This is a genomic window from Streptomyces durbertensis, assembly GCF_014156695.1.
In the GTDB taxonomy this organism is placed as follows: domain Bacteria; phylum Actinomycetota; class Actinomycetes; order Streptomycetales; family Streptomycetaceae; genus Streptomyces; species Streptomyces durbertensis.
Genome location: NZ_WMLF01000110.1, coordinates 1 through 13995, shown reverse-complemented (window position 1 = coordinate 13995; position 13995 = coordinate 1). Strand labels below are relative to the sequence as shown.

Annotated in this window: 6 protein-coding genes; 4 read left to right on the top strand and 2 right to left on the bottom strand. The window is 74.8% G+C overall.

Going from position 1 to position 13995, the window contains the following annotated elements; all coding sequences use genetic code 11:
* The first annotated feature begins 91 nt into the window (after positions 1–91).
* The 3 genes from GL263_RS10195 to GL263_RS10185 all read left to right on the top strand — a co-directional run bounded on the left by GL263_RS10195 (position 92) and on the right by GL263_RS10185 (position 6754).
* The gene (locus GL263_RS10195) at positions 92–607 is read left to right on the top strand and encodes a DUF6912 family protein (protein ID WP_182855287.1); all 516 of its coding nucleotides are present in this window, start codon (positions 92–94) and stop codon (positions 605–607) included.
* Between the two features lie 103 nt (positions 608–710).
* A complete protein-coding gene (locus GL263_RS10190) occupies positions 711–1391 on the top strand; it encodes an HAD family hydrolase (protein WP_182855286.1) in 681 nt (226 codons plus the stop codon).
* A gap of 404 nt (positions 1392–1795) precedes the next feature.
* Positions 1796–6754 carry an NAD-glutamate dehydrogenase gene (locus GL263_RS10185; protein WP_182855285.1) on the top strand — a complete coding sequence of 1653 codons (4959 nt, stop codon included), beginning with the start codon at positions 1796–1798 and terminating at the stop codon, positions 6752–6754.
* Between the two features lie 124 nt (positions 6755–6878).
* On the opposite strand, the gene GL263_RS10180 is transcribed toward GL263_RS10185, so the two are convergent.
* Together GL263_RS10180 and GL263_RS10175 are read right to left on the bottom strand one after the other, a co-directional pair.
* Entirely contained in the window at positions 6879–9107 is a 2229-nt protein-coding gene (locus GL263_RS10180; RefSeq protein ID WP_182855284.1) for a bifunctional glycosyltransferase/CDP-glycerol:glycerophosphate glycerophosphotransferase, read from the bottom strand.
* 202 nt (positions 9108–9309) lie between these two features.
* Complete coding sequence (locus GL263_RS10175) at positions 9310–12444, bottom strand: FHA domain-containing protein (RefSeq protein ID WP_182855283.1); 3135 nt, start codon at positions 12442–12444, stop codon at positions 9310–9312.
* A 363-nt stretch (positions 12445–12807) separates the two neighbouring features.
* Here GL263_RS10175 and GL263_RS10170 point away from each other — a divergent pair.
* On the top strand, positions 12808–13995 hold a 1188-nt coding region (locus GL263_RS10170), incomplete at its 3' end, for a serine/threonine-protein kinase (protein ID WP_182855288.1).

The window sequence follows — 13995 nt, the reverse complement described above, 5'->3', positions numbered from 1 at the left end:
CCTGGTGCGCGGCGGGCACGTCGGGTCGGTACCGACCGCGCGCCGTAAACTGACGGTCACTGCGGTCCGGCCTTACACGAAAGCGGCAGTCATGCGCGTCTACCTCCCCCTCACCCTTCCCGGTCTCGCCGCCGCGCACCAGGAGGGCGAGGTGGGTCCGGCCCCGCTCACCGCCTACGCGGTGACGCCGGGGCTGCGCGAGTGGTCCGGCTCGGACGACCTGGAGGAGCTGGAATACGCGGCGCTCGGTCGGGCAGCCCGGGCGAGCCTGCGTCTGCTGGCGGCCGACGCGGACGCGCCGCGCCGCAGGGTGGTGCTCGCCGCCGACGTCGCCGACCGCGACGTCCTCACGGACGGGCAGGGCGGCGGCGACCGCGGGGCGGGCGACGAGCGGCTGGGAGAGGTGCGGCTGGCCCGCCCGCTGCCGCTGTCGCGGGCGGCCTCCGTGCACGTGGACGCCGACGACGCCGCCGAGGCCGTCGGCGCGGCGGCCACCGCGCTCGCCGGCTCCGACGCCAGCGCCTCGGACGGCGCGGCGGCACTCGCCGAGGCGGACGACCACGAGCTGCTGTGGTACGCCACACAGGAGCTGGATAACCTGCTCTGACCTGCGGCGATGCCTCGCCGGTGGACAGGCGGCCCCGTCTTGCGAGGCGGCCCGGTCCCCAACCGGCTGTCCCGTTGTCAGTGCCAGGGCATACCGTCGAAGGATGGACCGCCGCACACACATCGTCTGGGACTGGAACGGCACCCTCCTGCACGACATCCACACCGTCATAGCCGCCACGAACGCCGCGTTCGGTGAGCTCGGGCTGCCCTCGATGACGCTGGACCGGTACCGCGAGCTGTACTGCGTGCCCATTCCCCGTTTCTACGAGCGTGTCATGGGCCGGATGCCGACCGAGGAGGAGTTCGCCGCGATGGACGTGGTCTTCCACCGGCACTACTTCTCGCTGGTGGACGCGGCGCTGCTGACCGAGGGCGCCGCCGAGTTGCTGGCCGCGCGCACCGCCGGCGGCCACACCCAGTCGCTGTGTTCGCTCGCGGCGCACGACCATCTGGTCCCGATGGTCCGCCGGCACGGCATCGACCACCACTTCGTGCGGGTCGACGGCAACCTCGCCCCGTACAACGGGAGCGGCAAGGCGGAGCAGATGGCCCGGCACCTGGAGGCGCTGACCAGCGGCCCCGGCCAGGCGGTCGACCCAGTGCGGGCGGTGGTCATCGGGGACGCGGTGGACGACGCGCGGGCGGCGGCGCACGTGGGCGCGCACGCGGTGCTGTACACCGGCGGGTCGCACAGCCGGGCGAGCCTGCGGACGGCCGGGGTGCCGGTCGTCGACTCGCTCGACGAGGCGGTGGCGGTGGCGGACGAGCTGGTCAGGGGCTGAGCGGCCGTGCGGGGCGGCCCGGGACGCGCGCGTGGCCCAAGTCACCTCAGCGGCCCAGCGGGGGCCGGCCGAATACCGCGACCCTGTTTTTTATCCTCTGTGCAGAACGTCAAACATCCCGCCCCGGATTTGTTCAGATTGGGACCATGACGCGTCCCCGGGCCGGCGAGATAGCCTTACCTACGTGATCAGCGCGATATCCACGACCACCGTGGACGGGGCGCGCGGCGACGTTGCCGCCCCCGGTACCGGCCCGAGGCCTGTCTGTGCCCGGGCCGCCGCTGACCGTGTCACCCGGCATACCGTCGTCATCGAGCGCACCTCCCGTGCGGCCGCCCCCAGGACGACCACGTGCCTTCACCCATCTGACGTCACGCAACGGCGCGCGACAGGAGCCAGAGGACATGCAGACCAAGCTGGACGAAGCCAAGGCCGACCTGCTCGTACGAGCCGCCCAGGTCGCTGAGAGCAGCCCGACCGGGAGCTTCCCGTCGCAGGGGCTCCCAGCGGACGCGCTGCTCACCTACCTCCAGCGCTACTACCTGCACACCGCCCCGGAGGATCTGGCGGACCGGGATCCGGTCGACCTCCTCGGCGCGGCCCTCGGGCACCACCGTCTCGCCCAGGAGCGTCCGCAGGGCACCGCGAACGTCCGCGTCTACACGCCGACGGTCGACGAGAACGGCTGGACGTGCACCCACACGGTCGTGGAGGTCGTCACCGACGACATGCCCTTCCTGGTCGACTCCGTCACCAACGAGCTGACCAGGCAGCACCGCGGCATCCACATCGTGATCCACCCCCAGGTCGTCGTCCGCCGCGACGTGACGGGCCGGCTGCTGGAGGTCCTGGAGACCGGCCGGGAGCCGCACGCCCCGCACGTGGGCGAGAACCTGCCGCCGGACGCGCTCACCGAGTCGTGGATCCACGTCGAGATCGACCGGGAGACCGACAGCGGCGACCTCCAGCAGATCGCCGCCGACCTGCGCCGGGTGCTGTCCGACGTGCGGGAGGCCGTCGAGGACTGGCAGAAGATGCGCGGCGCGGCGCTGCAGATCGCCGACGGCCTGCCGACCGAGCCGACCGACGACATCGGCGACGAGGAGATCGAAGAGGCCCAGGAGCTGCTGCGCTGGCTCGTGGACGACCGGTTCACCTTCCTCGGCTACCGCGAGTACGCGCTGGAGCCGATCGAGCCGGAGGACGGCGTCGACGCCGTCCTCAAGCCGGTCCCCGGCACCGGCCTGGGCATCCTGCGCTCCGACCCGGACCACGGCGGCGGGGACGACGGCCACCCGGTCTCGCCGTCCTTCAACCGGCTGACCGCCGCCGCCCGTGCCAAGGCCCGCGAGCACCGGCTGCTGGTGCTCACCAAGGCGAACAGCCGGGCCACGGTGCACCGCTCGTCCTACCTCGACTACGTCGGGGTGAAGAAGTTCGACGCGCAGGGCAGGGTTGTCGGCGAGCGCCGTTTCCTCGGCCTGTTCGCGGCGTCGGCGTTTGTGGAGAGCGTGCGCCAGATCCCGGTGATCCGCCGCAAGGTGGAGGCCGTGCTGACGGCGGCTGGCTTCACGCCGCACAGCCACGACGGCCGCGACCTGCTGCAGATCCTGGAGACCTACCCGCGCGACGAGCTGTTCCAGATCCCGGTCGAGGAGCTGCGCTCGATCGCGATCTCGGTGCTCTACCTCCAGGAGCGCCGCCGGCTGCGGCTGTTCCTGCGCCAGGACGAGTACGGCCGCTACTACTCGGCGCTGGTCTACCTGCCGCGCGACCGCTACACGACGGCGGTGCGGCTGCGGCTGATCGACATCCTCATGGAGGAGCTGGGCGGCACCAGCGTCGACTTCACCGCGTGGAACACCGAGTCCGTGCTGTCCCGGCTGCACTTTGTCATCCGCGTCCCCCCGGGCACCGAGCTGGACGCGCTGACCGAGGCGGACGTGGAGCGCATCGAGGCCCGGCTGGTGGACGCCGCCCGGTCCTGGGCGGACGGCTTCGCGGACGCGCTGGTCGCGGAGGTCGGCGAGGAGCGCGCGGCCGAGCTGGCGCATCGTTACGGCAACACGGCCTTCCCCGAGGGCTACAAGGCGGACTTCCCGCCGCGCGCGGCCGTCGCGGACCTCCAGCACCTGGACGAGCTGCACCGGGGCGAGGGGGAGAAGGACTTCTCGCTCAGCCTGTACGAGCCGGTCGGCGCGGCCCCCGGCGAGCGCCGGTTCAAGATCTACCGGACGGGCGAGCCGGTCTCGCTGTCGGCGGTGCTGCCGATCCTGCAGTCCATGGGCGTGGAGGTCATCGACGAGCGGCCGTACGAGCTGCGGCCCGCCGACGGCTCGCGCGCCTGGATCTACGACTTCGGGCTGCGGCTGCCGGAGGAGCAGCTGCGGCGGCTGGGCGACGACGCCCGGGCCCGTTTCCAGGAGACGTTCGCGGCCGTGTGGGGCGGGCACGCGGAGAACGACGGCGTCAACGCCCTCGTGCTGGCCGCCGGCCTCACCTGGCGGCAGGCGATGGTGCTGCGCGCCTACGCCCGCTACCTGTGGCAGGCCGGGGCCAAGTTCGGCCAGGCCACGATGGAGGAGACCCTCCGCCACAACGTGCACACCACGCGGCTGCTGGTGAGCCTCTTCGAGGCGCGGCTCTCCCCGGACCGGCAGAGCGCCGGCACCGAGCTGATCGACGGCCTGCTGGAGGAGCTGGACGGCGCGCTGGACAACGTCGCCAACCTCGACGAGGACCGGCTGCTGCGGTCCTTCCTGACCGTCATCAAGGCGACGCTGCGCACCAACTACTTCCAGCCCGGCCCGGACGGCGAGCCGCACGACTACGTGTCGATGAAGCTCGACCCGCAGGCCATCCCGGACCTGCCGGCGCCGCGCCCGGCATACGAGGTGTGGGTGTACTCGCCGCGCGTGGAGGGCGTGCACCTGCGGTTCGGCAAGGTCGCCCGTGGTGGCCTGCGCTGGTCGGACCGCAAGGAGGACTTCCGGACGGAGATCCTGGGCCTGGTGAAGGCCCAGGAGGTGAAGAACACCGTCATCGTGCCGGTCGGCGCCAAGGGCGGCTTTGTCGGCAAGCGGCTGCCGGACCCCGCGAAGGACCGGGACGCCTGGCTGGCCGAGGGCATCGACTGCTACCGCACGTTCATCTCCGGCCTGCTGGACATCACCGACAACCTCGTCGGCGGCCAGGTGGTGCCGCCGAAGAACGTCGTCCGCCACGACGGCGACGACACCTACCTGGTCGTCGCCGCCGACAAGGGCACCGCGACGTTCTCCGACATCGCCAACGAGGTCGCGATCTCCTACGGTTTCTGGCTGGGCGACGCGTTCGCCTCCGGCGGCTCGGCGGGCTACGACCACAAGGGCATGGGCATCACCGCGCGCGGTGCCTGGGAGTCGGTCAAGCGGCACTTCCGGGAGCTGGGCCACGACACCCAGACCGAGGACTTCACCGTCGCCGGCATCGGCGACATGTCGGGTGACGTGTTCGGCAACGGCATGCTGCTCAGCGAGCACATCAGGCTGGTGGCCGCCTTCGACCACCGCCACATCTTCCTGGACCCCGACCCGGACGCCGCCGTGTCCTACGCCGAGCGGCGCCGGCTCTTCGAGCTGCCCCGCTCCTCCTGGGAGGACTACGGCAGGGAGCTGATCTCCGCCGGCGGCGGGGTGTACCCGAGGACGGCGAAGTCGATCCCGGTCAGCGCGCAGGTGCGGTCGGCGCTCGGCATCGACGCGGGTGTCGTGAAGATGACGCCGGCGGAACTGATGCAGGCGATCCTGCGGGCCCCGGTGGACCTGCTGTGGAACGGCGGCATCGGCACCTACGTCAAGGCGTCCACGGAGACCCACCACGACGTCGGCGACAAGGCCAACGACGCGATCCGGGTGAACGGCGAGGAGGTGCGCGCCCAGGTCATCGGCGAGGGCGGCAACCTGGGCCTCACCCAGCTGGGCCGTATCGAGTTCGCCCGGGCCGGCGGCCGGATCAACACCGACGCGATCGACAACAGCGCCGGTGTCGACACCTCCGACCACGAGGTGAACATCAAGATCCTGCTCAACTCCGTGGTGGCCGAGGGCGATCTCACCGTCAAGCAGCGCAACAGGCTGCTCGCCGAGATGACCGACGAGGTCGCCGAGCTGGTGCTGCGCACCAACTACGCGCAGAACGTGGCGCTGGCCAACGGTCTGGAGACGGCGCCCAGCCTCCTCCAGGCGCACCAGCGGTTCATGCGGCACCTGGGCGCCAGCGGCCGGCTCGACCGGGAGCTGGAGTTCCTGCCGTCCGACAAGGTCGTGCGGGAGCGGCTGGGGAGCGGGCACGGGCTGAGCCAGCCCGAGCTGTCGGTGCTGCTGGCCTACGCCAAGATCACGCTCACCGAGGAGCTGATCGACAGCCGCCTGCCGGACGATCCCTACCTGCGGAAGCTCGCCCACGAGTACTTCCCGCGTCCGCTGCGGGAGCGCTTCCCCTCGGAGATCGACAACCACCCGCTGTGCCGCCAGATCATCACCACGGTGCTGGTCAACGACACCGTGAACACCGGCGGAACGACCTTCCTGCACCGGCTGCGGGAGGAGACGGGCGCGTCCCAGGAGGAGATCGTCAGCGCGCACACCGCCGCCCGCACGATCTTCGGCCTCGGCCGGATCTGGGACCAGGTCGAGGCGCTGGACAACGTCGTCACGGCCGAGATGCAGACCCGTATCCGGCTGCACTCCCGGCGGCTGGTCGAGCGGGCCACCCGCTGGCTGCTGGGCAACCGCCCGCAGCCGCTGCAGCTCGCCGAGACGGTGGCGTTCTTCCAGGAACGCGTCGAGGCGGTCTGGGCGCAGCTGCCGAAGCTGCTCAAGGGCGAGGACCTCGCCTGGTACAGCAGGATCTACGACGAGATGGGCTCCGCCGGCGTGCCGGACGAGCTGGCCCAGCACGTGGCCGGTTTCTCCTCGGTGTTCCCCGCGCTGGACGTCGTGGCGGTCGCCGACCGCACCGGGCGGGACCTGATGGACGTGGCCGAGGTCTACTTCGACCTGGCCGACCGGCTCGGCATCACCCAGCTGCAGGACCGGGTCAGCGAGCTGCCGCGCGCCGACCGCTGGCAGTCCATGGCCCGCGCCTCGATCCGCGAAGACCTGTACGCCGCGCACCAGCTGCTCACCGCCGACGTCCTGGCCGCCGGTGACGCCGAGGCCACGCCGGAGGAGCGGTTCAAGGCGTGGGAGGAGAAGAACGCCGCGGTGCTGGGCCGGGCGTGGGTGACGCTGGACGAGATCAAGGCGTCGGACACCTTCGATCTGGCGAACCTGTCGGTCGCGATGCGGACCATGCGCACGCTGCTGCGCAGCAACCGCTGACCACGCGGGCGCGCCCGCTTCCCGGGCGCCGCTGACGGACGTCGGCCCGGCTGGAGTCCCAGCCGGGCCGACGCGCGTCCGGGGCGCGTCCGGCGGGGTCCGACGCGGGTCCGGCGGGGTCCGGCTACGCGCGGGTGGCGCGCGCCGGGGGCGGGCTGGCGGAGCCGTCGCCGCGCCGCGCGGCGTGGATGACCGGGCGTGCGCCGTCCTTCCGCGCCGGCACGGCCACCGGGCGGCGCAGCTCGCGCGGCACGACCGGCGCCGGCCGGGCCCCGTCCAGGAAGACCGAGCGCACGACCCGTTCCGCCGCCAGTCCGTCGTCGTAGGGGCAGAACCGGGCCCGGAACGCCGCCCTGCGCTCCGCAGCCCCGGCCGAACGCCACCGGTCGTCCCGGAAGCAGGCGACCAGCGACTCCAGGTCGCGGACCACCGGTCCGGGCGCGGCGTTCGGCAGGTCGAGGCAGGTGCCGCGGGTCGCCCGGTAGGTCTCCCAGTCGGGCGCGTGCACGACGATCGGCCGGTCCAGTACGGCGTAGTCGAACATCAGCGGCGAGTAGTCCGTCACGAGCGCGTCGGCGGCCAGGCACAGTTCGGCCGGCCGGCGTGCGGCAGCGCCGTCGAGCACCACGTAGCCGGGGCCCAACGCGCTGGCCAGGCGGGACAGTTCGAGCGGGGGCGCGCCGCCGTGCAGGTAGTCCCGTTCGGCCGGCGCGTAGAGGACGGCCACCACGCCCGGCGGCACGCCCAACTCGGCGCGGAGTGCGGCGACGTCCTCCGCGGTCGCCCGGAAGAAGACGTCGTTGCGCGGCGCGCCGAACTCCAGGGTGGTGTAGCCGCCGGGGTAGGCGCGTTCGAAGGCCAGCGTGGAGTGGCGGTTGGCGGAGAGGCTGAAGTCCCAGTCCTCGACGCGTTCCAGCAGCCGTGCCGCCTCGGCGCCCACCCCGTCGCCCCGGGCCGGGCGGGCGGTGTGCGGCGTCCGCTCCCGCAGTTCCACGCCGAGCCGGCCGAGCGGGGTGCCCTGGTGGGTCTGCACGAGGACCTGCCCGGCCCGCTTGTGCCGGCGGGACCCGAAGTCGCCGTCGCTGACCAGGTACTTCGCCCGGGCGAGCGCGCTCCAGTAGGCCGCCGAACCCGGCTGCAGCCGGCGTACGCCCGGCGGCAGCCCGGCAGCGTGCGCCGCGTCCGCCACCCATGCGGTGCGCAGCCCCGGCACCAGCTCCCGCGCCTTGGCCTCCAGTGCCGCCGGGTCGCCGTCGTACACCGGCCGGCCGTCGGCCGGGTGGGCCAGGAAGACGGCCAGCGAGGGGTCGAGCCGCCGCCGGCACTGCACCGAGTGGTGCAGCCGCAGCAGGGCAGCCCGGGTCGACCGGCCGGCGGCCCGCAGCCGTCGGCCGAGCGCGCGCAGCGACCACAGGGCGGAGAAGGTGCGGCGGGCGCCGAGCCGCACAAGTACGTGCGCCAGGTTCGTCCGGCCGGCCGAGGACTGGTGGCGCAGGCACAGCCGGCTGCTGCGCCGGAAGAACTCGGCCCGGCCCGCCCTCGGCAGTCGGCCGGGGGCGAGGAACAGGCCCACCAGGTGGTCGGCCATCCGCCGGTAGAGCACCGGCCGCCAGCGGGCCAGTTCCGGATGCTCGTCGAGGAACGCGAACACCCGGTCGTACTGGCCGAAGACGTCGAAGTGCCGCCGGGTGGCGCCGGACAGCAGGGCGCCCTCGCGGCGCTGCCGGTGCACCACGCAGGCCCGCTCGAGGACGGTGACGGCCTCGGCGGTGAGCAGGGTGCACCACGTCCAGGGCACGCCCTCGTGCGCGCCGGGCGGCAGCCGCAGGCCGCCGGCGGCCAGGAAGCGCCGCCGGTACACCTTGTTCCACACGGCCGTCGGCAGCCGCAGCAGGTCCGGCCGGTCCCGCAGCCGGAACACCCGCGGCTCGCGCTGGGCGAGCGGGGTCAGCGGCCCGCCTCCCCGGTCGCTGCCGCCGTGCCAGAAGGCCCGGACGTGGTCGAAGACGAGCACGTCGGGCTCGCCGGTCTCGGCGAGGCGGGCCGCGAGCGCCTGGAGGGCCCCCGGGGTGAGTGCGTCGTCGCTGTCGAGGAACAGCACGTAGTCGCCGCGGGCGTAGGTGAGTCCGGCGTTCCGCGCCGGCCCCGGGCCGGTGGGGCCGGGCAGCCGCAGCACGGTCACCCGGGGGTCGGCCGCCGCGTCGGCGAGCAGCTCCCCGCAGTCGGGTGGTGAGCCGTCGTCGACGAGGATCAGCTCCAGGTCCGCGAACGACTGGGTGAGGACGGAGTCCAGGCACTCGGGCAGATATGCCTGCACCTGGTGGACGGGAACGATGACGCTGAATCGAGGCACGGCACATCCACGGTCTGGGCGCGGTCTGATTAGCCCGATAATGCGTCACGTAACGGGGCGAACCGTGCAGGCATATCGCGCAGATGACCGACCGGCGACCGGAAACCGTCCGTTCGGCGCATCCGACCACCCGACCGGCCGCGCCCGGACGGGATTCCGGCCGGGCCCCGCGGCGGTCCGTGGCCCGGCCGGCCCCGACCGGTCAGAGCAGCGCCGGCGGACGGGCCGCGGTCGCCTCCCGCGCCGCCCGCTCCAACGCGCTCGCCAGCAACGCCAGATCCGTCGGACCGTTGCCCAGCTCCCGCACCGGGCGACGGGTCGGCGGATCGCCGGCCCGCTCCCAGTCCAGCGCGACAACCGTGGGCCGGGTGGTGGCCGTCCGGGGGATGCGGCCGGTGACCCGGGCACCCTGGAACGGCACGGACGTACCGTCCGGCCGGTGCAGCACACCCCGGCCCACCTGGTGTTCCTCGTCGCCCGGCTCGCCGTCGAGCGACACCCGCAGCGCGGCGCCCTGGTCGGTGAGGGTCTGCGCGGTGCGGTCGGGCCGCCCGGTCGCGGCGACCAGGTGCACTCCCAGCCGGGCGCCGTCGCGGGCGACGGACTCCAGCGCGCGCACCACCGAACCCGCGGCCGGGCGGCCCGGGTTGCCCAGCGCCGGATCGACCAGCGCGTCGAAGTCGTCCACCAGCACCACCAGCCGGGGCGGCGGGCCGTCCACCGGGGCGACCTCGGGAGCGGCGGCGGGACGGGAGGAGGCGGGACGCAGCCGCAGCGTGCCCCGGTCGCTGTCCGGGCCGGGGACCGCCGCCGGCTGCGGCCGGGCCGCGCCCTGCCGGCCGATCCGGGTGGTGGCCCGGTCCTGCGGCACCTCGCCGTCGCCCGCCGCGCGGGCGCCCGTCTCGTAGCCGCGCGCCTCCGCGCCGTTCACACGCCCCTCGCCGTGCGCCGGCGGCCACTGCCCGCCGCGCGCCCACTCGTCGTAGGTGCGGCCGGCGAACAGTTCGGCCCGCCGCTTCAGTTCCGCGCTGAGTGCCTGGGCGAAGGCCCGCATCCGCACCGGGTCGCCGGCCGGCAGGTACGTCGTGGCGTGCGGCAGCTCCGCGCAGGCCGCCATGCCCCTGCCCTCACCGGCCCCGCCGCCGTCCCGGCCGTCGACGAACACCAGCGCCAGCCGGTCCGGCCGGTCGAACGCGCACAGCGAGGCGGCCAGCGAACACAGCAGCTCCGACTTGCCGCTGCCGGCCGCGCCGCTCACCAGCAGATGACTGCGGTCGACGGCCAGGTCGGCGGTCACCGGCCCCCGCCGGCCCGCGCCGAACACCACGCCGGCGCCGCCGGGCCGGTCGGCGGCCGACGCCCAACGGGCCCGCAGCGCCGCCGGCGTGGCCCGGGCGAGACCCAGCTCGTCGAGCAGCCGGGCGCTCGGCGGCAGCGCCGCGGCGGGTCGGTCGGCGGTGGGCAGCGCCCCGGCGGACTCGCGCGCCGGCGCGAGTGCCCGCGCGAACCGCTGCGCCCACGCCGCCGACACCCCGTCCACCGTGGCCAGCTCACCGCCCGGATCACCACCACGGGCCACCAGCCGCACGGTGGTCGCCACCGCCCCGCTCAGCAGCGCCACCGCGCCGCAGCCCCGGAACGCCGGGAACGCCGAGTACGCGGCGGACAAGGTCTCCGCCACCGGCGAGGACGGCGTCGCCGGCGGCGTCTCCGTCAGACACAGCACGTGCACACCGGCGGCCGACCCCGTGGCGGTGAGCCGGGCGACCGTCTCGCGCAGCGCCGCCGCGCCCGGATCGCCGTCCACCACCAGCACCGTGGCCGGCCCCCGGTAGGCGTCCGCGGCGGCCCGTACCGCCGTCGGATCCGCCGTCGCCCAGTCGGCACCCAGCGGACCGTCCTCCAGCCGCCGCACCAACTCCTCCGCACGGGCCGCGGCCTGCTCGCGGTCGAAGCCGAACAGCAGCCGGCAGTCCTGCCCGTGCTCGGGACGCAGGTGCGGCAGCCAGCCCAGCCACGTCCAGTCCCGCACCCGGCGCCCCCGCCCGGCGGCGAGCACCACGATCTCCAGGGCGCTCGGCGGATGCAGCGAGGCGAGCTGCGCCAGCACCGCGCGGGTCACACCGAGCAGCCGTGCGCGCGGCCCGGCCAGGCCCAGCGAGCCGACCTCCCGCAGCCCCACGGTCAGCGGCACGGCCGAGGCGCGCCCGTCCCGCTGCGAGCGGTGCGCGGTGCCCAGCCGGACGGTCAGCGCGTCCGGGTGCCCGGGGCCGCGCTCCCACAGCCGGGGGCCGGCGTCCAGCGCGGTGAGCAGCAGTTCCGCCGCGTCCGGCCAGCGGCCGCTGCGCGGCTCGTCGGACGGCGGTGGCGGCGCGAGAGACGCGGGAGAGGGAGATGACGCGGGAGACGGGCCTCCGCTCGGCGGGTGCGGCGTCGCGCCGTGTGGCGGATCGGTGCGCCCGGGGCGTGCGCCCCAGCGCCGCGCCCACGCGCCGAGGCCGCGTCGCCGCTGCTCGACGCCGTCCACCCCTCGCCCGGCGGCGTCCGTCCCGGGGTGAGGCAGGGGCGGGGTGGTGGCGCCGTGGACCAGGCCCGAGCCGTGGGTGCCGTTCGCGCCGTGGCCGCCCGGCTCCGCACCCGGGTGCGCGCCGGCGCCCGGCGCGGGGGCGAGGCGCTCGTCGGCGGGACGCGCGCCGGCGCACAGCCGCAGCACCGACTCCCCGACCCGCAGCGCCGCACCCGGCGGCAGCGGCACCAGCCGCTCGCCGACCGGCGCCCCCTCGATCGTCGTGCCGTTGGTCGACCCCAGGTCCGCGACGGACACCCCGCCGTCGGCGGCCACCGACACCACGCAGTGCAGCCGGGAGACGTCCGGGTCGTCCAGGACCACGTCGGCCTCCGCGGAGCGGCCTATCCGCACCCGGCCCGCGTGCAGGAGGTACACCCCGCCGGAGTCCGGCCCGGCCACCGCCTCCAGCCGCAGCCCGCCCGGCGTCGGCGAGGCCGGCTCGTCCGCGGGCCCGTGCAGGGAGATCACCGCGCCGTCGACCAGCGGCGGCTCGCCGACGACCTGCCGCTGCGGGTCGAGCCGTCGTCCGCCGGCGTACACGGCGACCGGCTCACCGCCGGAGCCCGGCTGCCCGGCGCCCTCGCCGCCAGGGCCGGTCGCGGCGGCCAGCGCCGCGCCGAGCCCCCCGGTGATCGCGGCCAGCACGGTGCCCGGGGGAGCGGTGACGACCACGTCGCAGTCCCGTGGGGCGCGGTCGCCGCCACCCGCCGCGCCCGCTCGTCCGCCGCCACGCGGCCCGAGGACAGTGAGCCGGATCTGGTTCGGCATCGCGCCCCTCCCGGTTCGTAACCATGCGCCAGACCGTGGGAGCATCCTCCCACCCGCCAGGTACGTGTAGTGACTCGACCGCCACTCAGTGGTCTCGATTGGATCTTGATCGGTCGTTCACCGGCGGCCGGCTGATCATATGTGGCGGAGTTCACACCGCTTGCGTCGCCCCTTCCTGTCCGCCACCTCCGACCGCCGGCCGTGGCAACCAATCCGGCGGCGCGCACGTCTAGCTGCCAGTGGAGCCGGCCGCCCGAGCGCGGCCAGGGCCTAGAGTGGAGCGGACGGTCCGTCGGGGCGGTGCCCGTCCACGCGGCGGAGAACACGCCGCAGAGCGTCGAACACGATCAGGGAGCCGATGACGTGCGGCCGGTAGGCAGCAAGTACCTGCTCGAGGAGCCGCTGGGACGCGGTGCCACGGGCACCGTGTGGCGGGCCCGGCAGCGGGAGGCCGCGGGTGCCGAGGCGGCGGTCCAGGGCGAGCCCGGCGCGTTGGTGGCCATCAAGGTCCTCAAGGAGGAGCTGGCGAGCGACCCGGACGTGGTCATGCGCTTCCTCCGCGAGCGCTCGGTGCTGCTGCGCCTGACCCACCCCAACATCGTCCGGGTGCGCGACCTGGTGGTCGAGGGCGACCTGCTCGCCCTTGTCATGGACCTCGTCGACGGCCCCGACCTGCACCGCTACCTGCGGGAGAACGGCCCCTTCTCGGCCGTCGGCGCCGCACTGCTCACCGCGCAGATCGCCGACGCGCTCGCCGCCAGCCACGCCGACGGCGTCATCCACCGCGACCTGAAGCCCGCCAACGTGCTGCTCGCCGACGGCCCGGACGGCATGCGTCCGATGCTCACCGACTTCGGCATCGCACGGCTCGCCGACTCACCCGGCATCACCCGCACCCACGAGTTCGTCGGCACCCCCGCCTACGTGGCGCCGGAGTCCGCCGAGGGCCGCCCGCAGACCCCGGCGGTGGACGTCTACGGTGCCGGCATCCTGCTGTACGAGCTGGTCAGCGGCCGTCCGCCGTTCGGCGGCGGTACCACGATCGAGCTGCTGCACCGGCATCTGACGGAGACCCCGCAGCGCCCCGAGCACACCCCCGACCCGTTGTGGACGGTCGTCGAGCGATGCCTGCGCAAGCGGCCGGAGGAGCGGCCGAGCGCCGACGACCTCGCCCGTGCGCTGCGCACGGTCGCCGCCGGACTCTCGCCGGACGCCGACGACGCGGCGCGGGCCGCCGCGCTCGGCGTCGGCGCGCTGCTGGGCGCCGCGGCCGCCGGTCGGTCGTCGGGTGACGCCGACCCCACGCAGGTCCTGGCGGCCGGTTCCGGCCACGACCCGAACGCGGCCACGAGCGTGCTGCCCGCGACCGGCCCGGACGCCGACCCGACCAGCGTGCTGCCCGCCACCGGCGGGGTCGACGGCCGGACGGCCGTGATGCCGCCGCTGCCCGACGGCCCGAGTGCGGGACAGGGCGGCGGTCAGGACGGCGACCCGCACCCCTGGCAGAGCCAGATGCGGGCCGCCCGCGACCGCAACGAGCAGACCCAGTAC

Excerpts from the sequence above, each read along its gene's own strand:
- GL263_RS10175 (WP_182855283.1), bottom strand. The coding sequence starts at position 12,444 with ATGCCGAACCAGATCCGGCTCACTGTCCTCGGGCCGCGTGGCGGCGGA.
- GL263_RS10190 (WP_182855286.1), top strand. The coding sequence starts at position 711 with ATGGACCGCCGCACACACATCGTCTGGGACTGGAACGGCACCCTCCTG.
- GL263_RS10195 (WP_182855287.1), top strand. The coding sequence starts at position 92 with ATGCGCGTCTACCTCCCCCTCACCCTTCCCGGTCTCGCCGCCGCGCAC.
- GL263_RS10185 (WP_182855285.1), top strand. The coding sequence starts at position 1,796 with ATGCAGACCAAGCTGGACGAAGCCAAGGCCGACCTGCTCGTACGAGCC.